Genomic DNA, 19,611 nt, shown 5'->3' with positions numbered 1-19,611 from the left:
GCCGGTGGTGCCAGGGCCGGTCGTCAGACCGACCACTTCTCGATCAGCTTCTCGGCGCCGAGCGAGTCGTAGCCCTCGAAGGGCTGGTGGATCCACGGGTTGGTGGCCAGGAACTCGACCGAGTAGTCGGGCGTGAAGGTCGACAGCGCCTTGGTCCAGATGACCGCGCTGCGCAGCTCGGTGATCGGCTGGTAGTTGTTGCGCAGCATGTCCATCACGGCGTGCAGCGTGTGGCCCGAATCGGCCAGGTCGTCCACCAGCAGCACCTTGCCGGCGATCTCGCCCTTGGGGGTCGTGATGTAGCGGGCGATGTCGAGATGGCCCTGGATCGTGCCGGCGTCGGCGCGGTAGGAGCTGGTCGACATGATCGCCAGCGGCTTGTCGAAGATGCGCGAGAGCACATCGCCCGGGCGCATGCCGCCACGCGCCAGGCACAGGATGGTGTCGAACTCCCAGCCCGACTGGTGCACCTTGATCGCGAGCTTCTCGATCAGGTTGTGGTACTCGTCGTAGCTGACGTAGAGATGTTTGCCGTCTTCGGTCAACATGGTCTGGTTCGTTCCTGTTCAGTCTGCGAGATAAGGGTGGCGCATCATGATCGTGTGGTCGCGATCAGGGCTCGTGGACACCATGTGGATCGGCACGCCGGTGACCTGCTCGATGCGCTGCAGGTACAGCCGCGCATTGACCGGCAGCTTGTCGTACTGCGTGACGCCCACGGTGCTTTCGGTCCAGCCTTCGAGCGTTTCGTAGATCGGCGTGCAGCGCTCGATCTCGTCCGCGCCCATCGGCAGGATGTCGGTGGTTTCGCCGTCGAGTTCGTAGCCGGTGCACAGCTCGAGCTTCTCGAGGCCGTCGAGCACGTCCAGCTTGGTGATGCACAGGCCCGACAGGCCGTTGACCTGCGCCGAACGCTTGAGCAGCGCGGCGTCGAACCAGCCGCAACGGCGGCTGCGGCCGGTGGTCACGCCCTTTTCGGCGCCCACGGTGCTCATGTGGTAGCCGGGGGTGCCCGGCGTGGCCCAGTCGAGCTCGGTGGGGAACGGACCACCGCCCACGCGGGTGCAGTAGGCCTTGGTGATGCCCAGCACGTAGTGCAGCATGCCCGGACCCACGCCCGAACCGGCGGCGGCGTTGCCGGCCACGCAGTTGCTCGAGGTGACGTACGGGTAGGTGCCATGGTCGACGTCGAGCAGCGTGCCCTGCGCGCCTTCGAACAGCAGGTTGGCGCCGGCCTTGTGGGCGTCGTTCAGCTCGCGCGACACGTCGGCCATCATGGGCTTGAGCAGCACGGCGTGGCGCATGGCCTCGTCGAACACGGTGTCATAGTCGATGGCGGGCGCGCCCAGCACCTGGGTCAGCACGTGGTTGTGCAGCTCGAGCAGCACGCGCAGCTTGGCGGCAAAGCGCTCGGGGTGCTTCAGGTCCTGCACGCGCAGCGCGCGGCGGGCGATCTTGTCTTCGTAGGCCGGGCCGATGCCGCGGCCGGTGGTGCCGATCTTCTCGATGCCGCCCTTTTCACGGTAGGCCTCGCGCGCGATGTCCAGCGCGGCGTGGAACGGCAGGATCAGCGGGCAGGCCTCGCTGATGCGCAGGCGCGAACGCACTTCGACGCCGGCTTTCTCCAGGCCTTCGATTTCCTCGAAGAGCTTGGCGGCCGACAGCACCACGCCGTTGCCGATGTAGCACTTGACGCCGGGGCGCATGATGCCGCTCGGGATCAGGTGCAGCGCGGTCTTCACGCCGTTGATGACCAGCGTGTGGCCCGCGTTGTGGCCGCCCTGGAAACGGACCACGCCTTGGGCGCTTTCCGTCAGCCAGTCAACCAGCTTGCCCTTGCCTTCGTCGCCCCACTGGGTACCGACGACGACCACGTTTCTTCCGGTGGTTACGCTCATGCTCGTTCCATTACTTCAAAAATTCAGATCGCTCGGACATTCCATTGGCCGGCCTGCTCGACGAGCTCGCGGTCGCAATGGAATTCATCGATTTCGCTGCCGTGGCCGGGCAGCACGCAGACTACCGTTTCGCCGGCCTTGCGCAATTGGGCAATCGCCTGACGCAGGCCGGCCGCGTCGCTCCAGGGCGCACGGATGGCGGCGCGCAGCGGACGGGCCGGCAGCACGCCGACGAGTTCGCGCACATCGAGGCTGAAGCCGACGGCCGGACGGTTGCGGCCGAACACGGCGCCCACCTCGTCGTAACGGCCACCGCGCACCAGCGAATCGGCCGCGCCGGGCACGTAGATGCCGAAACGCATGCCGCTGTAGTAGGCGTAGCCGCGCAGGTCGGCCAGGTCGAAGCTGATCTGGCGCCCTGCCGTGCCGTTCAGGCCGGCCGCAAGTTGCTTCAGGTCGGCCAGCGCCGCGGCCACGGTGGGCGTGCCCTTCAGGGCCTTGGCGGCCTCGTCGAGCACGGCCACATCGCCGTACAGGCCCACGAGGGCCCGCAGGCCGTCGCGTGATGCGGCTGGGAAATCCTTGGTGAGCGCCTGCAGCTCGCTCGCGTCCTTGGCGGCCAGCGCCGCGTGCACGCGGGCGATCGCGGCGGCATCGACCGGCACGCCGGCAAACAGCGCACGCACGATGCGGGCGTCGGCCAGGTCGACGATCACGCCGTCGCGCAGGCCGGCGGCGTCGAGGCAGTCGAGCGCCAGCAGCAGGGTTTCGGTGTCGGCTTCGAGGCCGGCGTGACCGTAGATCTCGGCGCCGAACTGCAGCGGCTCGCGGGTGGCGTGCGGGCGGTCGGGCCGGGTGTGGACCACCGGACCGCAGTAGCACAGGCGCGCCACGCCGTCGCGGTTCAGCAGGTGGGCATCGATGCGCGCCACCTGGGGGGTGGTGTCGGCACGCAGGCCCATGCTGCGACCGGAGAGCTGGTCGACGAGCTTGAAGGTTTGGAGGTCGAGCGCCTCGCCGGTGCCCGAAAGCAGCGACTCCAGGTGCTCGAGCAGCGGCGGCATCACCAGCTCGTAGCCATAGCCACGGGCGGTATCGAGCAGCTGGCGTCGAAGTTCTTCGATGTGGCGCGCCTCGGAGGGCAGCACATCGGCAATGTGATCCGGGAGGACCCAGGCGGACATGGGGATCGGGGGCGTGGTTAAACCGGGATTCTACCGGGCCCGAGCTACCCCAGAACCCAGAGCAGTACCAAACCCAGCAGGATGCTGCAAAGACCGAAGAAACGCAGCTGGCCGTCGCGCAGCTGCAGCAGTTGGCTGAAGCCGCGCCGCCACCCGCCCGGCGAGACGAAAGGCAGGATGCCTTCGATCACCAGGACCAGCGCCAACGCGCTCCAGAAGGTGTCGGCGCTCACGGCTCCAGGCAGGACAGCGGAAACGGACGGCCTGTTGTTACTTGCGCGCCGAGCCGGAGCTCTGCATGGCGCGGAAGAAGTCCGAGGACGGGTCGAGCACCATCACGTCGCTCTTCTTGTTGAAGCTCTGCTTGTAGGCCTCGAGGCTGCGGTAGAACTGGGCGAACTGCGGATCGCGGCCGAAGGCCTCGCTGTAGGTCGCGGCAGCCTGGGCATCGCCCTCGCCCTTGATCTTCTGGGCGTCGCGGTAGGCGTTGGCCACGATCACTTCGCGCTGGCGGTCGGCGTCGGCGCGGATCTTCTCGCCTTCGGCCGTACCGGTGGAACGCAGCTCGTTGGCCACGCGCTTGCGCTCGGCTTCCATGCGGCGGTAGACCGATTCGGTGATGGCTTCCACGTAGTCCACGCGGGTGATGCGCACGTCGACCACGTCGACGCCCCAGGGCTTGGCGCCCTTCACCACGGCCAGCACCTCGCGCTGCACGTCGGCCATCAGGGCTTCGCGGCGCACCGAGATCAGGTCGCGCACGGTGCGCTTGTTGATGTTTTCCTGGAAGGCATTGCGCACCACGCGGTTCAGCTGCATGGCGCCCGCGTTCTCGTCGAGGCCGACGTTGCGGATGTAGGCCTGCGGGTCGGAGATGCGCCAGCGCACGTACCAGTCGATCACCACGCGCTGCTTTTCTGCGGTGAGCATGGGCTCGGTGTCCAGGCTCGAGAGCGTCAGCAGGCGCTTGTCGATGTACGACACGTTCTGGAACGGCGGCGGCAGCTTGAAGTTGAGGCCGGGCTCGGTGATGACCTGCTTGATCTGGCCGAGGGCATAGACCACGCCGAACTGGCGCTGGTCGACCACGAAGAGGGTCGAGCTCAGCAGCACGAGCAGGACGAGGACCGAGGTGGCGATGAAACCGATTCTGTTCATGTTGTTCCGGGCCTTTCTCAGCGCACGTCGCGGTCACGCGAGCGGCCGTCACGGGCGCGCACGTCGGTGGTGGCGGGCGCCACCGGGATCACCGACGACTGGGTCGGTGCGGTGCCGGCCACGCTGGGGCTGGCGGCGTCCACGGGCGTGGCTGTGTTGCCGCCGCCTTGCTGCATCAGCTTGTCGAGCGGCAGGTACAGCAGGTTGGAGCCCTGCTTGCTGTCGACCAACACCTTGGTCGTGCTGGCGTAGATCTGCTGCATGGCGTCGGTGTACATGCGGTCGCGCGTCACCTGCGGCGCCTTCTGGTATTCGGTCAGCACCGAGCTGAAGCGACCGGCGTCACCCTGTGCCTGCGCCACGATGCGGGCCTTGTAGGCCTCGGACTCTTCCTTCAGGCGCGACGAGGTACCGGTGGCCAGCGGCACGACGTTGTTGGCATAGGCCTCGGCGTCGTTCTTGGCGCGCTCGCGCTCCTGGCCGGCCTTGAGCACGTCGTCGAAGGCGGCCTGCACCTGCTCGGGCGGACGCACGCCACCCTGCTGCAGGTTGATGCCGACGACTTCGACACCGACCTTGTAGCGGTCGAGGATGGTCTGCATCAGCGCGCGCACGCGGGGCGCGATCTGGTCGCGCTCTTCAGCGAGCGCCGCGTCCATCTTCATCTTGCCGACCACTTCGCGCACGGAGCTTTCGGCCACCTGCACGATGGTTTCAGCGGGCGACTTGCTCTCGTAGAGCCAGGCGCGCGCATCACTCAGGCGGTACTGCACGGCGAACTTGATTTCGACGATGTTCTCGTCTTCGGTCAGCATGGCCGATTCGCGCAGGCCGGTGGAACGCACGATGGCGTCGCGGCCCACGTCGGTGGAGCGGATCTGCGTGGTCACCACCACTTCGTGGCGTTGAATGGGGTACGGCAGGCGCCAGTTGAAGCCGGCGTTCACCGTCGACTTGTAGCGACCGAACTGCGTGACCACGGCCTGCTGGCCTTCGTTCACGATGAAGAAGCCGGTGCCGAGCCAGATCAGGACCGCCACGGCGGCCACGAGGCCGATGCCGAAGCCGGCGTTCTTCATGTCGGGCTTGTAGCCGTTGCCGCCACCGCCGCCGGTGCCGTTGGGGCGGTTGCCGCCACCCTTGCCGCCGCCGAAGAAACCACCGAGCTTGCGATTGAGGTCGCGCCAGAGTTCGTCGAGGTCGGGCGGGCCCTGGTTCGGGCCCTGGCCGCGCGGGCGATTGCCGTTGCCGTTGTTGTTCTGGTTGCCGCTCGAAGGCGGCGGGATCGGGGCGCCGGGGGGATCGGCATCGGGCGGCCGGTTGCCGGCCGGGCGGTCGCCGTTGGAGGACGGCTCGTCGCCGCGACCCCATCGGCCATCGTTCAGGTTGAACATGCCCAGAAACCCTCTCCGCGCTGGCTTTGCATTCATTCGCTTCGTTCTCGTGTCAGTGGCGGGATTGTGCCCAATCAAGGGGCCGCATCGTGCAATTCAGCGTCCGCCTCAGGGGTCATCGTATCGGCGACGGAACCCGACTGCCGGGCCAGCTCGGCCCGCAGCAGCGGCAGGCCTTCGCCGGTCCTGGCGCTGAGGAAGATGCGGGGAACCTGCACGCCGTCGATTTCCATCTCGTCCTGCAGATGCAGCGGATGTTGCGCGCTTTCAAGGGCGTCGAGCTTGTTGAACACCAGCAGTTGCGGCACGTCGCCTGCGCCGATGTCCTGCAGCACCGACTGGACCTCGGCCATCTGCTCGGGATAGTGCGGGTTGGAGGCGTCGATCACGTGCAGCAGCAGGTCGGCATCGACCGCTTCCTGCAAGGTGGCCTTGAACGCATCGACCAGGCCGTGCGGCAGGTCGCGGATGAAGCCCACCGTGTCGGAGATCGACACCTGCCGGCGCGCATCGCCCAGGTAGAGGTTGCGCGTGGTGGTGTCGAGCGTGGCGAACAGCTGGTCGGCCGCATAGGCGCGCGCCTTGACCATCGCATTGAAGATCGACGATTTGCCCGCGTTGGTGTAGCCGACGAGCGAGATGTTGAAGGTCTCGCGGCGCTCGCGCTGGCGGCGCTGCGTGCTGCGCTGCTTCTGCACTTTGGCCAGGCGCTCGCGCGTGCGCTTGATCGACTCGTTGATCATGCGGCGGTCGAGCTCGATCTGCTTTTCGCCGGGGCCGCCGCGCACACCTGCGCCGCCGGTCTGGCGCTCCAGGTGGGACCAACGACGGACCAGCCGCGTGCTCAGGTACTGCAGGCGAGCCAGCTCGACCTGCAGCTTGCCTTCGTGCGAGCGGGCACGCTGGGCGAAGATCTCGAGGATGAGGAAGGTGCGGTCATACACCGCGACATCGAGCTGGCGCTCGAGGTTGCGCTGCTGCGCAGGACTCAGGGACTGGTCGAAGATGACCTCGCTCGCCCGGTGCATCGCGGCGAGCTCCTTGATCTCTTCGGCCTTGCCGCTGCCGACGAACAGCGCCGCATCGGGCGCCTTGCGCTTGCAGGCCAGGCGGGCGACGGGCGTGAGGCCCGCGGTTTGTGCGAGCAGGCCGAGTTCTTCGAGCTCGCTGTCGAAATGGGGCAGCCCGAAATCGACACCGACGAGAACGGCGGCGCCTTCCTGGCGGGGGATCGAATCAGACAAGCGGAATCAGATATGGAAAAAGCGCGGCGGGGTTGCCGCCGCGCTCCGCGCGATCAGGCGGCGGCGTCGTCGTTCTCGTTGGCCGAGAAGTTGACGGCACGACCCGGCACGATGGTGGAAATGGCGTGCTTGTAGACCATTTGCGTCACTGTATTGCGAAGCAACACGACGTATTGATCGAAGGACTCGATCTGGCCTTGCAGCTTGATGCCGTTCACCAAATAAATGGAAACCGGCACATGCTCGCGACGCAAGGTGTTCAGAAACGGGTCTTGCAGAAGTTGCCCTTTATTGCTCACGATATTCTCCGTGTTCAAGAGTAGTTGTTGGAGAGATGACCTTAACACAGGGTTTCTGCGCCGCAGCAATCGGGGTCAAAAGCCTTGAGAAAATAACGGTTCTCAAAAGACGGAACTTCCGCTCCTGCTGCGGCTCAACGGCTGCCATCGGCAGCCAAGCGCCCTCAGTTGTCCTTGTCCACGAACGGATTCTGCGAGCTTTTGAACTGGATCCGCAAGGGCGTGCCCACGAGGTCGAATTCCTTGCGGAAACGCCCTTCCAGGAAACGCTTGTAGGCGTCGGTCACATGCTCCAGCGAATTGCCGTGAATGATGATCACGGGCGGATTCATGCCGCCCTGGTGCGCATAGCGCAGCTTGGGCCGGAACATGCCACCGCGCTGGGGCGCCTGGAATTGCACCGCCTCCAGCAGCAGGCGCGTCAGCACCGGCGTCGACATCTTGCGCGTGGCCGACTTGTGGGCCTGCGCAATGGCCTGCCACACCGGGCCCAGGCCCTGGCGCTTGATGGCCGAGATGAAATGCAATGACGCAAACTTGAGGAACGGCAGGCGGGTTTCGATCTGCCGCTGGATCTGCTCGCGCTGGTAGCTGTCGACCGCATCCCACTTGTTGATGGCGATCACCACCGCACGTCCGCTTTCGAGGATGTAGCCGGCGATGTGCGCGTCCTGGTCGGTCACGCCCTGCGTGGCGTCGAGCAGCAGCAGCACGACGTTGGCCGACTCGATGGCCTGCAGCGTCTTGACCACCGAGAACTTCTCGATCGCCTCGAAGACCCTGCCCTTGCGGCGCAGACCGGCGGTGTCGATCAGCTCGAAGCGCTGACCGTTGCGCTCGAACGGCACCGAGATGGCGTCGCGCGTCGTGCCGGGCATGTCGAAGGCCACCAGGCGCTCTTCGCCGAGCCAGGTGTTGATCAGCGTCGACTTGCCGACGTTGGGCCGGCCGGCCACGGCCAGCTTGATCGGCTTGTTGACGTCGTCTTCGTCTTCCTCGTCGTCCGGATCGGCCAGGTTCAGCGGCGCGAGCGCCAGCTCGACCAGGTCGCGCATGCCCTGCCCGTGCGCTGCCGACACGCCGTGCACGTCGCCGAAGCCCAGCTCGTAGAAGTCGACCAGCTTGGTGCCGTCGTGCATGCCTTCGGCCTTGTTGGCCGCCAGCACGCAGGGCTTGCCCAGCCGGCGCAGCTCGTTGGCGATGTCGTGGTCTTGCGCCGAGAGGCCTTCGCGGGCATCGACCACGAAGATCACGACGTCGGCCTCGGCCACGGCCTGCCGCGTCTGCTTGGCCATTTCCTTGTAGATGCCGCTACCGGCATCCGGCTCGAAGCCGCCGGTGTCGATCACGATGAACTCGTGCTTGCCCAGGCGGCCGTTGCCGTAGTGGCGGTCGCGCGTGAGGCCGGCGAAGTCGGCGACGATGGCGTCGCGCGTCTGGGTCAGGCGGTTGAAGAGCGTCGACTTGCCGACGTTGGGACGGCCGACCAGGGCCACGACCGGCTTCATGGCCGGCCTTTCGATGGCGCGGTTTTCATGGTCGGGCCTTGGAAGTAAGAGAAAGACAAAAAATGATTATTCAGGACGGTAGCCGAAGACACCGCCCTTGGCGGTCACGACGACCACCGTGTTGCCGGCCAGGACCGGCGTCACGGTGATGGCCGAGCCGTCGGGCGTGACACGGTTCAGCAGTGCACCGTCCTCGCGCGACACGAAGTGCAGCGTGCCGGTGCTCTCGCCGATGATCAGCGAGCGGCCCACGGCCAGCGGCGCGGTCAGTTCGCGGTTCTTCAGGCGGCTCATCTGCCAGGCGCGTTCGCCGTCGGCGCGACGCCAGGCGGTAACGCTGCCATCCGATTCGGTGCCATAGAGAAAGCGCTCGTCGCCGCTCACGCCGTCGGCGCCCGAGGCCGGCTTGCTCCAGAGCAGCTGGCCGCGCAGCGTGTCGACGCAGCCGACGCTGGCGTAGTAGGCGCGGGCGCAGACCGTGTCGCCGTAGCGGCTCACGCTGCCGGTCAGGTCGACCAGGCGTTCCACGTCATTGGTGCCGCGCGGCGCGGCGATGGGGGCTTCCCAGCGCGAACTACCGTTGCCGGGGTTCATGCCGACGAGTCGGCCGCCCAGACCGGCGACCAGCGTGTCGCCGACCGCGATCAGCACGCCCGACTTGCGCAGCACGAGGTTTTCGCCCGGGCGCTGCTGCTGCCACAGGCGACGGCCGCTCTGGCCGTCCCAGGCGCTGACGCTGCGGTCGGCGGTCTGCACGAAGACGCGGCGGCCGGCCACCAGGGGTGCGGTGAAGGCTTGGGCCGACAGGCGCTGCTTCCACAGCACCTTGCCGTTCTCGATGGCGACCACTTCGTTGTTGGTGGTGACCACGGCCGTCAGCGAACCGTCGCTGCCGACGCCGGCCGCCAGCGGCGCGCCGGCGCTGGCGCGCCAGGTTTCGCGACCGGCGCGGGCGTCGATGGCGACGACCGTGCCGTCGCTGCCGGCCACGGTCACGATGTCGCCGCTGACATCGGCGGTGAGCGGGAATTCGACGCCCGGAATCCGCACGTTCCAGGCCTGGCGCACACCCATCAGGGACGGGTTGGCCGGCAGCTCGGCGGGCTTGGGCTTGCCGGAGCCCGAGCAGGCGGCCAGGAGCGCTACCAGAACAAGAGCAGAACCCGCGCGCAGGGCGGTCGATTCAGGCATGAAACGCTTGAAATTCATGAGGGTGTGCGATCAGGAGTTCTTGGGGACGGCGGGCGTCACGGTGACGGTCGGCGCCAGGGTCTTCGGGTCGACACCGACCGCGTTGAGCTTGATCTCGACCAGCCGGCGGTAGTCCGAGCCGGCGCCCAGGCCGGTCCAGGCCTTGCGGTACTCGGCCTGCGCCTCGTCGCGCTTGCCTTGCGCCATGTAGATGTCGCCCTTGCGGTCGGCCACCAGCGGTTCGAATTCGGTCGGCACCTTGCCGTCGAGTTGCTTGAGCGCGTCGTCGTAGGACTTGGCATCGAGCAGCTCGGCCGCGAGCCGCAGCTTGGCGATGGCCTGGTAACCCGGGTCGACGGCGTTCTGCGCGACCCAGCCCAGCGCCGCGCGCGAGCCATCGGCATTGCCCTTGTCGAACAGCGTCTTTGCGACGAGCAGGCCGGCCTGCTGTGCGTAGGCGGTGCCTGCGAAGCGGTCCTTCATGTCGGTCATCACGCGCTGGATGCGCTCGACGTCGCCCGACTGCGTGCTGCGCTCGACCTCGTCATAGAGGGCCGCGGCCTGGGCAGCCTTGGTGCGCTGGTAGTACTGCCAGCCGTTCCAGGCCACGAAGGCGCCGGCGACGAGCAGCACGGCCCAGGTGATCAGGGTGCCGTAGGTGTTCCAGAAATGCTTGAGCTGGTCGAGCTGTTCCTGTTCTTCGAGGTCGAGATGGGTGGCCATGCGCTGTCAGAGGTTGGGAGCCGGCGATTGTAGGGTGGCGGCCCAGGTGGTCACTTCAGCAAGTGAACGGGCGGACTGCGCAACGCTGGCGTCGCGCAAGGCCTTGAGAGTCACTTCACCGCGTGCAAGTTCATCGGCACCGAAGATCAACGCGTAGGTGGCGCCGCTGGCGTCCGCCTTGCGCATCTGTGCCTTGAAGCTCGCCAGGCCCTCGGCGGTGCTGGCGTGCATCTGCACGCGCACGCCGGTTTCGCGCAATTGCTGCAAGGCGCGCAGCACGACGGGCATCGAAGCGGCGTCGGGCACGATGGCATAGACGTCGGGCACCGGTGCCGGCACTTCGGCGCCCTGCTCCTTCAGCAGGTCGAGCACGCGCTCGACGCCGATGGCCCAGCCCACCGCGGGCGCCGGCTTGCCGCCGATCTGCGCGATCAGGTCGTCGTAACGGCCGCCGGCGCACACCGTGCCTTGCGCGCCGAGGCGGTCGGTCACGAACTCGAACACCGTGAGGTTGTAGTAGTCGAGCCCGCGCACGAGGCGCGGGTTGATCGTGAAGGCGATGTCGTTTGCCTTGAGGATGGCCTGCAGCCCCTCGAAGTGCGCCAGCGATTCGGCACCGAGGAAGTCGATCAGCTTCGGGGCCGACTCGACCACCTCTTTCATGGCCGGGTTCTTCGTGTCGAGGATGCGCAGCGGGTTGCTGTGCAGGCGGCGCTTGCCGTCCTCGTCGAGCTTGTCGGCGTGCTGCTCGAAGTGGGCGATGAGCTGGGCGCGGTGCAGCGCGCGCTCGGCTGGCTGGCCCAGGCTATTGAGTTCCAGGCGCACGTCGGTCAGGCCGATGGCCTTCCACAGCGCGGTGGCCAGCAGGATCAGCTCGGCATCGACATCGGGGCCGGCAAAACCGAGCGCCTCGGCGCCGATCTGGTGGAACTGGCGAAAGCGCCCGCGCTGCGGCTTTTCGCGGCGGAACATCGGGCCCGTGTACCAGAGGCGCTTGGGCCCTTCGTACAGCATGTTGTGCTCGATCACGGCGCGCACGAGGCCGGCCGTGTTCTCCGGGCGCATCGCCAGGTGCTCCGACTGCCCATGCTTGTCCGAACGGTCTTCGAAGGCGTACATCTCCTTCTCGACGATGTCCGTCACCTCGCCGATGCCGCGCACGAACAGCGCCGTGTGCTCCAGGATCGGGGTGCGGACGTTGCGGTACGCATAGCGCCCCATCAGCTCGCGCACGGTGGCTTCGAGCCACTCCCAGCGCGCCGATTCGGGCGGCAATATGTCGTTCATGCCTTTGACGGCATTCAGTTTTTCAGCCATGAGTCTGCGGAGGTGTCAGGCCAGGACAGCGTGTTCGCTGCCGAAGCGCTTTTCGATGTAGGTTTCGACGAGCTGGTGGAACTCGTTGGCGATATTGTCGCCGCGCAGCGTGAGGGCCTTTTCGCCGTCGATGAAGACCGGCGCGGCCGGTGCCTCGCCGGTGCCGGGCAGGCTGATGCCGATGTCGGCGTGCTTGCTCTCGCCGGGGCCGTTGACGATGCAGCCCATGACGGCCACCTTCAGCGTCTCGACACCGGGGTACTTCTTGCGCCAGACCGGCATCTGCAGGCGCAGGTAGTCATCGATCTGCTTGGCAAGCTCTTGAAAGGTGGTGCTCGTGGTGCGACCACAGCCCGGGCAGGCCGTGACGCTGGGCACGAACACGCGCAAGCCCAGGGCCTGCAGGATTTCGTTGGCGATCAGCACTTCCTGCGTGCGGGACTCGCCCGGCTGCGGCGTGAGCGACACGCGGATCGTGTCGCCAATGCCCTCTTGCAGCAGGATCGACAGCGCCGTGGCCGAGGCCACCGTGCCCTTGGTGCCCATGCCGGCTTCGGTCAGGCCCAGGTGCAGCGGGTTGTCGCAGCGCTTTGCAAGCTCGCGGTAGACCGAGATCAGGTCCTGCACGCCGCTCACCTTGCACGACAGGATGACCTGGTTGCCGGCCATGCCCATCGATTCGGCCAGCTTGGCGGACTCGATGGCCGAGGTGATCAGCGCCTCGTACATCACCTGCTTGGCGTCCCAAGGCTCGGCGCGCTGGCTGTTGGTGTCCATCAGGCTGGCGAGCAGTTCCTGGTCGAGGCTGCCCCAGTTCACACCGATGCGCACCGGCTTGTTCCAACGCATGGCCGCGTCGATCATCTGGCCGAACTGCTTGTCCTTCTTGTCGCCCTTGCCCACGTTGCCGGGGTTGATGCGGTACTTGCTCAGCGCCTCGGCGCAGGCCGGATAGTCGGTGAGCAGGCGATGGCCGTTGTAGTGAAAGTCGCCGATCAGCGGCACGTCGATGCCCATGCGATCGAGCTGCTCGCGGATGTAGGGCACCTGGGCGGCGGCTTCGGGCGTGTTGACGGTGATGCGGACCATCTCGGAGCCCGCGATGGCGAGCTCCTTGACCTGGATCGCGGTGCCGATGGCATCGACCGTGTCGGTGTTGGTCATCGACTGCACGCGCGTGGGCGCGTCGCCCCCCACCGTGACGATGCGCGGGCCCCAGACCACGCTGGCCTGACGCGAGCGGCGCGCCTTGGGCGCCGCCGATTCGATGGGTTGGGGAGTGCAGTCGGTTGTCACGATTTCACCTCGAAACGCGCCACGCCGCCTCCGCGGGTGACAGGCTTCAGATCGTAGGGCTTTCCGTTCACCTGCACATCGACGGCCGATGCACGCCCCACCACCACGGACAGCGGCAGCGTGCCGGACAGCCCGACGGTCTCGCCGACCTGCAGGCTGCGGCGCAGCAACTGCTTGCCGCCGGCCTCGGTGACGGTGATCCAGCATTCCTCGCGCGCCACGAAGACGAGCTGCTGGCTGCTGGCGGTGCTGGTGTTGGCGACGGCCGCGAGGGGCGCGGAAGCCGGGGCGGTTGGCGCAGCAGCCGCCACGCCGGCGGCCGGTGCGGCGCCCACCGGGCCGGTCGGCGCCACGGCCTGCGTCGGCACGGGCTCCGAGACATCGGCCGGATCGGCGGGCGGCGGCATGGTCTCGCCCTCGTTCTTTGCAGTCAGCCGCGCGACGGAGGCGCCGATCTGGTCGAACGCCGATTGCGGCATCCAGAACAGCACGCCGGCGCCGATCAAGAGCAGCACCACGACCGTCAGCAGCGCGCGCGACGGCAGGCCGCCGGAACGCCCACCGTTCCAGCGCGGCGTGTCGGAGACCACGCGGGCATTCAGTGTGCGATTGGTTTCAGCGAGCGGTGCGCGTTGCGCGCCCGGCAGCTTGGCGAGCACAGGCGCCGGATCGATGCGCAGTGCGCGGCACACGCTGCTGGCCAGGGCCCGGGCGAACACCGGGTCGGGCAGCGAGGCGATGTCATCGGCCTCGAGCGCGATCAGCTTTTGCGGCGGCACCTTGAGCGCCGCGGCCACCATCTCGATGTGCAGGCCATGCGCTTCGCGCGCCTCGCGCAGCATGTCGCCGGCCGTCTTGTGCGCGACGTCGCCTTCTGCCAGCGGCAGCGCCGCGGACGTCCCGAACTCCGAAACCCGTTCAGTCATTGAAATTCCCGCGCTCGTACGCCATTGCCTCCCGCGATTGAGGGAAACGTCGTTGCAGTTGACCGCCCAGCTGCGCGACAGCCTCGCGGTTGTTGAGCTTCCGTTCGATCTTGATGCCGAGCCAGAGCGTCTCGGCATTGGCCGAGGGGCTGTTGTTGACACGGCGGACGTAGAACTGCGCGCGCGACCATTCTTCGCGCTGCGCCAGCACCGAGGCCAGGTTGAAGCCGACCACCGGATTGCCGGCATCGAGCTCGTAGGCCTGCAAGAGGCTGCGCTCGGCCTGCGGCCGCTGGCCGGCCTTGAGCTCGCAGACCCCCTGGGTCATGAGCGTCTTGGCGCGATCGGCATAGCTGGGCACGGCCAGTGCCGCGGCGAACTGCTGCGCGGCGTCGCCGTAGCGGTTCTGCTGGCACAGCAGCCAGCCATAGTTGTGGCGCGTGTTGGCGTCGCGCGGATTGATCGCGACCGCCCGGCGGAAGCTGTCTTCAGCCTGGCCGGCGTCGTCCAGTCGCATGTAGACCAGGCCCCGCAGGTTGTAGGCGTCGGCGTAGTTCGGGTCGATGGCCAGCACCTGCTTGAGCTCTTCGAGGGCGACCGAGGGCTGGCCGTGCTCGAAGTAGCCGGCCGCCAGCTCCATCCGCAGGCGGGCACGGCGACGGTTGTTTTCGTCGACGTCGGTCACGACACTGGTGCCGCTGTCGGCCCCACTGCCGACAAGCCCGGTGGTGGTGGTTCGCGTGTTGACGCAGCCCGCGAGAAGAAGCGCCACGGCGACGCTCGCGATTCCTGCGCTCAGCACTCGCTGCACGCTCGCGGTCGTCGTCGGAAAGGCCATGCTCATTGCGTCAATGCTCCTGGGGAACGGTGGTCTTGGGGGTCTTGGCGCGGGTCGGGTGCAGAACGACGGGACGCTCGGCCACCGCCGCACGGCGCTGGGCCATGCGCTCGGCCGCACGGGTGCGGTCTTTCACGTCGCCGGCGAGTTGTCCGCAAGCGGCATCGATGTCGTCACCGCGCGTCTTGCGCACGGTGGTCACGAGGCCCGCTTCGCTCAGCGTGCGGGCAAAGGCCAGCACACGCGGTTGCGGCGAGCGCAGCAGGCCCGACGCCGGGAACGGGTTGAACGGAATCAGGTTGAACTTGCACGAGACGTCGTGCTTGCGCACGAGCTCGATCAGCTGGCGCGCATGTTCGGGCTGGTCGTTCACGCCGTCGAGCATGCAGTACTCGAAGGTGATGAAGTCGCGCGGCGCATGCACGAGGTAGCGCTTGCAGGCCTCGAGCAGTTCGGCGATCGGGTACTTGCGATTGAGCGGCACGAGGTCGTCGCGCAGCGCATCGTTGGGCGCATGCAGCGAGACAGCCATGGCCACGGCGCAATCGGTGCCCAGGCGGTCGATCATCGGCACCACGCCGGAGGTCGACACGGTGACACGGCGGCGCGACAGCCCGTAGGCGTTGTCGTCGAGCATGGTGCGCAAGGCGGGCACCAGCGCAGAGTAGTTCTGCAGCGGCTCGCCCATGCCCATCATCACCACGTTGGAGATGACGCGCTCGCTGCGATTCAGGTGCTTGCGCAGGAAGTGCTCGGCGAACCAGAGCTGGGCGACGATTTCGCCCGTGGTGAGGTTGCGGCTGAAGCCCTGATGCCCGGTCGAGCAAAAGCGGCAGCCCACGGCGCAACCGGCCTGCGACGACACGCACAGCGTGCCGCGATCGTCTTCGGGGATGAATACGGCCTCGACCGCATCGCCGCCGCCGACGTCGAACAGCCACTTGATCGTGCCGTCCTTGGATTCATGCTGCGTGAGGACCGACAGGGCCTCCACGCGCGCGGTGGTCGCGAGTTTCTCGCGCAGCGACTTCGCCAGATCGGTCATCTGGGTGAAGTCGCTGGCGCCACGCTGGTGGATCCAGCGGAACAGCTGCGTGGCGCGGAATTTTTTCTCGCCGAGTTTTTCGCAGAACGCAGCCAGCCCGTCGAGATCGAATTCGAGCAGATTGGCTGTGGTCATGAATTCAGGCGAGCAACGGCTTCAGCGTGCGTAGACGTTGAGGCCGGCGAAGAAGAACGACACTTCGTTGGCAGCCGTTTCGGGCGCGTCCGAGCCGTGAACGGCGTTGGCGTCGATGCTGTCGGCGAAGTCGGCGCGGATGGTGCCGGCGGCTGCCTTCTTGGGGTCCGTGGCGCCCATCAGGTCACGGTTCTTGGCGATGGCGTTCTCGCCTTCGAGCACTTGCACGAACACGGGGCCCGAGATCATGAACTCGACGAGGTCCTTGAAGAAGGGACGCTCCTTGTGCACCGAGTAGAACTGCTCGGCTTCGTTGCGCGACAGGTGAACCAGCTTGGCGGCGACGATCTTGAGGCCGGCAGCCTCGAAGCGGGAAACGATCTTGCCGATGACGTTCTTGGCGACGGCGTCGGGCTTGATGATGGAAAGGGTACGTTCGATAGCCATTGAAATGCTTCCTGAGCTTTGATTTTGAAGTGTTTTGTCACAACTGCAACGAGTTTGTTTCGTGGCACGTCGACAAAGCCTCTGATTTTAACCGGCGCGACCTCCGGGATTGGTGAAAACCCCGCGAAAGGCCGCGCTCCGACGGCTGGCTTTCAGCGTCCGCGACGGCGTCCGCCGCCACCACCGCCAAAGCCACCACCGCCGCCTTGCGAGCCGCCACCACCGCCGCGACGTCCCGGACCGCCGCGCTGCTCCTTGCGCTGGCGCGAGAAGCTGTCGGCACCGATGTAGCCGAGCGAGGTCTTCATCGGATCGGGCTGGTTCGCACCGCCGCCACCGCCAGCACCCGCCGACCGGTTGCCACCGCCGCCCTGCCCTTGCCCCTGGCCGCCCTGACGGTTGCCGGGACCGGCGTTGCCACGGCGCCCCTGCTGTGGCGGACCACCGTTGCCACCGCCCCGGTTGGGACCACCGCGCCCTCCACGCTCACCGCGCGGCGGACGACCGTCACCCAGCGGACTCGGGATCGGCGCTTCGCCGCGCGCTTCACGCGGCTGGCCACCGCCCATGTCGCCGTTGCGGTTGTTGTTGCCGCGGCGCTTCTTGTTCCGCCCATTGCGACCGCCGCCCTCCGGCCCACCGGGACCGCGTTGCGACGGACCCGCCGGTCGCGCCTGCGCCCCCCCCGAAGCCTGGAACAGCGCCTGGATGTCGCGCTCGTCGAGCTCCATCCAGGCACCGCGCTTGAGACCGCGCGGCAGCACCATCGCGCCGTAGCGGATGCGGATCAGCCGGCTGACCGCATGGCCCACCGACTCGAACAGGCGGCGCACCTCGCGGTTGCGGCCTTCGGAAATGGTCACGCGGTACCAGCAGTTGGAGCCTTCGCCGCCACCGTCTTCGATGGTGCCGAACTGCGCCATGCCGTCGTCCAGGCGCACACCCTCGAGCAGCTTCTTCTTTTCTTCGCTGGTGAGCGCGCCCAGCACGCGCACCGCGTACTCGCGCTCCAGGCCGAAGCGCGGGTGCATGAGCTGGTTGGCCAGATCGCCGGAGCTGCTGAACAGCAGCAGGCCTTCGGTGTTCAGGTCGAGCCGGCCGACCGACTGCCACTTGCCCTGCTGCAGACGCGGCAGCTTGCGAAACACCGTCGGGCGGTTCTGCGGATCGTCGTGCGTGACGACCTCACCCACGGGCTTGTGGTACGCGATCACGCGCGGCGGCGGCGGTGCGATGCGGTAGCGGATCGGCTTGCCGTTGATCTTGACCTGGTCGCCGTACTGGATGCGCTGGCCGATGTGGGCCGGCTCGTTGTTGACCGAGATGCGCCCCTGCAAGATGAGTTGCTCCATCTCGAGGCGCGACCCGAGGCCGGCCTGCGCCAGCACCTTGTGCAGCTTGGGCGAATCGGCCTCGGGCAGCAGCACGCGCTTGAGCGGCGGCACCTCGGGGCTTTCCTCGTCGGCATCGAACTGGCCGGAAATGACGTCGGCAAAACGGATCGGCTCGGTCGGCGGCGCATTGCGCTGCTCGCGCTCGGCGGCGCGACGGGCGCGGTCGAGGTCGTCTTCCTCTTCGTCGGGCTCGTCTTCCTCGTCGTCTTCGTCGTCTTCGTCGTCCCCACGGTCGTCGTCCTGGTCTTCGTCGGACATCTGGGGACGCTGTGCTTCGACCGGCGCCGGCTCGTCTGCCTCGGCTGCCACCACTTCCGCAGCCACGGGCGCCACATCGGGCTGGACCGTCGCGGGAGCTTCCGCAGCAGGAGCGACTTCCGCCACGCTCACCAATTGCTCATCGGCAGCCGGAGCCTCGACCACCTTCTTCTTGCGGGGTGCACGCGGCTTCTTCGGCGCTTCCCCGGCTTCGCCCCCTGCCGGCTCTGCGGGCGCAGCGACGGATTCGACAGCAACTTCCGTCACCTTCTTGGGCGTGGCGGCCCGCTTCCGCTTCTTGACTTCGGGTTCGACCGGCAGCATCGCTGCGTCGTCGGTGTCGGATGAGCTCATGGGGTTTTTCCGGGAGAAACAGCGTGGGGGTCGTGGGGGTCGGTCTCGTCCGCTGCGGGGGACGGGACCTCAGATTCGGGTTCTTCGGGCGCGGCGGCCGCTTCGGGTTCGGCGGGCGGCTCGCCGGTTTCTGGCTCGGGCACAGGCAGCGCCTCATCGACGGGCTCGGCGGCCTCGGCGATCGCCACCACCTCTTCGGCAAACTCCGCCGCATCGGTCGAGACGACCTCCGCCAGTTCAGCCGACTCAGGCGGCGCATCGACCATGGCGAGTTCGGGCTGCACACCTTCTTCTCCATCCACCAGCGCTGCGGGCTCTGCAGATTCCGCAACGGCCTCTTCCGCCGCATCGCCGTCGATCGGCAGCCCCGGCTGGTCGCCCGCGGCCTGCTGCAGCGCGTCAACCAGCGCCGCCTGCTGCGCGGGCGTTTCCACCAGCGGCAGCTGGTCCAGCGAGGCCAGCCCCAGGTCGTCGAGGAACTGGCGGGTGGTCGCGTAGAGCGCGGGCCGGCCGACCGTTTCGCGGTGGCCGATCACCTCGACCCAGCCGCGGTCTTCGAGCTGCTTCAGGATCAGGGAGTTGATCGTGACGCCGCGGATGTCTTCCATGTCGCCGCGCGTGGCCGGCTGCCGGTAGGCAATGATGGCCAGCGTCTCGAGTGCGGCGCGCGTGTAGCGCGGCGGCTTCTCGGGATGCAGGCGATCGAGGGCATCGCGCATCTCGGGCCGGCTCTGGAAGCGCCAGCCGCTGCCGACGCTCACCAGCTCCAGGCCGCGTTGCGCCCAGTCTTCCTGCAGTTCGAGCAACAGCACCTTGATCGTGTCCACGCCCAGCTCGTCGTCGAACAGCACGCGCATGTCGCGCACCGGCAGCGGCTGGCTCGAACAGATCAAGGCGGTTTCGAGAATGCGCTTGGCATCCGCCGTATTCATGGTTCGCGTTATCCGGAAAAAGGCGCCTGGCGACGCTTGTTCAGATGGATGGAAGGGGTAGGCGTTGCCG

At 67.3% G+C, this 19,611-nt stretch carries 18 protein-coding genes and 1 pseudogene; all 19 read right to left on the bottom strand.

Features of this window, described 5'->3' with window-relative positions:
• Positions 1-23: 23 nt before the first annotated feature.
• Positions 24-548 (bottom strand): phosphoribosyltransferase, encoded by a 525-nt coding sequence (locus ACAM52_RS08495; protein WP_062480750.1) that lies wholly within the window; start codon positions 546-548, stop codon positions 24-26.
• Between the two features lie 18 nt (positions 549-566).
• Entirely contained in the window at positions 567-1,898 is a 1,332-nt protein-coding gene (locus tag ACAM52_RS08490) for an adenylosuccinate synthase (RefSeq protein WP_095947222.1), read from the bottom strand.
• A 23-nt stretch (positions 1,899-1,921) separates the two neighbouring features.
• A complete protein-coding gene (locus tag ACAM52_RS08485) occupies positions 1,922-3,082 on the bottom strand; it encodes an ATP phosphoribosyltransferase regulatory subunit (RefSeq protein ID WP_159271540.1) in 1,161 nt (386 codons plus the stop codon).
• A gap of 44 nt (positions 3,083-3,126) precedes the next feature.
• On the bottom strand, positions 3,127-3,315 hold the full coding sequence (locus tag ACAM52_RS08480) for a DUF2065 domain-containing protein (RefSeq protein ID WP_062480756.1): 189 nt from the start codon (positions 3,313-3,315) through the stop codon (positions 3,127-3,129).
• Positions 3,316-3,352: 37 nt separating this feature from the next.
• Positions 3,353-4,240: a protease modulator HflC gene (gene hflC, locus ACAM52_RS08475; RefSeq protein ID WP_062480758.1), complete on the bottom strand. Its 888-nt coding sequence runs from the start codon at positions 4,238-4,240 to the stop codon at positions 3,353-3,355.
• 17 nt (positions 4,241-4,257) lie between these two features.
• Positions 4,258-5,634, bottom strand: coding sequence for an FtsH protease activity modulator HflK (gene hflK, locus ACAM52_RS08470; protein ID WP_070061003.1), 1,377 nt, complete (start codon positions 5,632-5,634; stop codon positions 4,258-4,260).
• Between the two features lie 74 nt (positions 5,635-5,708).
• Positions 5,709-6,878 (bottom strand): GTPase HflX, encoded by a 1,170-nt coding sequence (gene hflX, locus ACAM52_RS08465; RefSeq protein ID WP_095947220.1) that lies wholly within the window; start codon positions 6,876-6,878, stop codon positions 5,709-5,711.
• A gap of 53 nt (positions 6,879-6,931) precedes the next feature.
• Entirely contained in the window at positions 6,932-7,195 is a 264-nt protein-coding gene (gene hfq / locus ACAM52_RS08460) for an RNA chaperone Hfq (protein WP_172438262.1), read from the bottom strand.
• A gap of 146 nt (positions 7,196-7,341) precedes the next feature.
• Positions 7,342-8,685, bottom strand: coding sequence for a ribosome biogenesis GTPase Der (gene der, locus ACAM52_RS08455; RefSeq protein ID WP_062480763.1), 1,344 nt, complete (start codon positions 8,683-8,685; stop codon positions 7,342-7,344).
• Positions 8,686-8,751: 66 nt separating this feature from the next.
• Complete coding sequence (bamB, locus tag ACAM52_RS08450; RefSeq protein WP_062480765.1) at positions 8,752-9,894, bottom strand: outer membrane protein assembly factor BamB; 1,143 nt, start codon at positions 9,892-9,894, stop codon at positions 8,752-8,754.
• A 12-nt stretch (positions 9,895-9,906) separates the two neighbouring features.
• Complete coding sequence (locus ACAM52_RS08445) at positions 9,907-10,599, bottom strand: tetratricopeptide repeat protein (protein WP_062480767.1); 693 nt, start codon at positions 10,597-10,599, stop codon at positions 9,907-9,909.
• A 6-nt stretch (positions 10,600-10,605) separates the two neighbouring features.
• Positions 10,606-11,916 (bottom strand): annotated as a pseudogene (hisS, locus tag ACAM52_RS08440) (histidine--tRNA ligase); the annotation flags it as partial.
• Between the two features lie 15 nt (positions 11,917-11,931).
• The gene (ispG, locus tag ACAM52_RS08435) at positions 11,932-13,212 is read right to left on the bottom strand and encodes a flavodoxin-dependent (E)-4-hydroxy-3-methylbut-2-enyl-diphosphate synthase (RefSeq protein WP_070061008.1); all 1,281 of its coding nucleotides are present in this window, start codon (positions 13,210-13,212) and stop codon (positions 11,932-11,934) included.
• On the bottom strand, positions 13,209-14,138 hold the full coding sequence (locus ACAM52_RS08430) for a helix-turn-helix domain-containing protein (protein ID WP_369646703.1): 930 nt from the start codon (positions 14,136-14,138) through the stop codon (positions 13,209-13,211). The genes ispG and ACAM52_RS08430 overlap by 4 nt, the downstream gene beginning before the upstream one ends.
• Positions 14,131-14,982: a type IV pilus biogenesis/stability protein PilW gene (gene pilW, locus ACAM52_RS08425; protein WP_307586902.1), complete on the bottom strand. Its 852-nt coding sequence runs from the start codon at positions 14,980-14,982 to the stop codon at positions 14,131-14,133. The genes ACAM52_RS08430 and pilW overlap by 8 nt, the downstream gene beginning before the upstream one ends.
• Before the next feature lie 4 nt (positions 14,983-14,986).
• The gene (gene rlmN, locus ACAM52_RS08420; RefSeq protein ID WP_062481976.1) at positions 14,987-16,156 is read right to left on the bottom strand and encodes a 23S rRNA (adenine(2503)-C(2))-methyltransferase RlmN; all 1,170 of its coding nucleotides are present in this window, start codon (positions 16,154-16,156) and stop codon (positions 14,987-14,989) included.
• Positions 16,157-16,177: 21 nt separating this feature from the next.
• A complete protein-coding gene (ndk, locus tag ACAM52_RS08415) occupies positions 16,178-16,603 on the bottom strand; it encodes a nucleoside-diphosphate kinase (RefSeq protein ID WP_013542117.1) in 426 nt (141 codons plus the stop codon).
• A gap of 152 nt (positions 16,604-16,755) precedes the next feature.
• On the bottom strand, positions 16,756-18,609 hold the full coding sequence (locus tag ACAM52_RS08410; protein WP_369646702.1) for a pseudouridine synthase: 1,854 nt from the start codon (positions 18,607-18,609) through the stop codon (positions 16,756-16,758).
• Positions 18,606-19,541, bottom strand: coding sequence for an SMC-Scp complex subunit ScpB (scpB, locus tag ACAM52_RS08405; protein WP_062481961.1), 936 nt, complete (start codon positions 19,539-19,541; stop codon positions 18,606-18,608). Before scpB ends, ACAM52_RS08410 begins: the two co-directional genes overlap by 4 nt.
• Positions 19,542-19,611 lie beyond the last annotated feature (70 nt).

It is taken from the genome of Variovorax sp. V118 (genome assembly GCF_041154445.1).
Lineage (GTDB): Bacteria > Pseudomonadota > Gammaproteobacteria > Burkholderiales > Burkholderiaceae_C > Variovorax > Variovorax boronicumulans.
The sequence above is the reverse complement of the archived record's forward strand: the minus strand, read 5'-3'. Positions and strand labels throughout refer to the sequence as shown.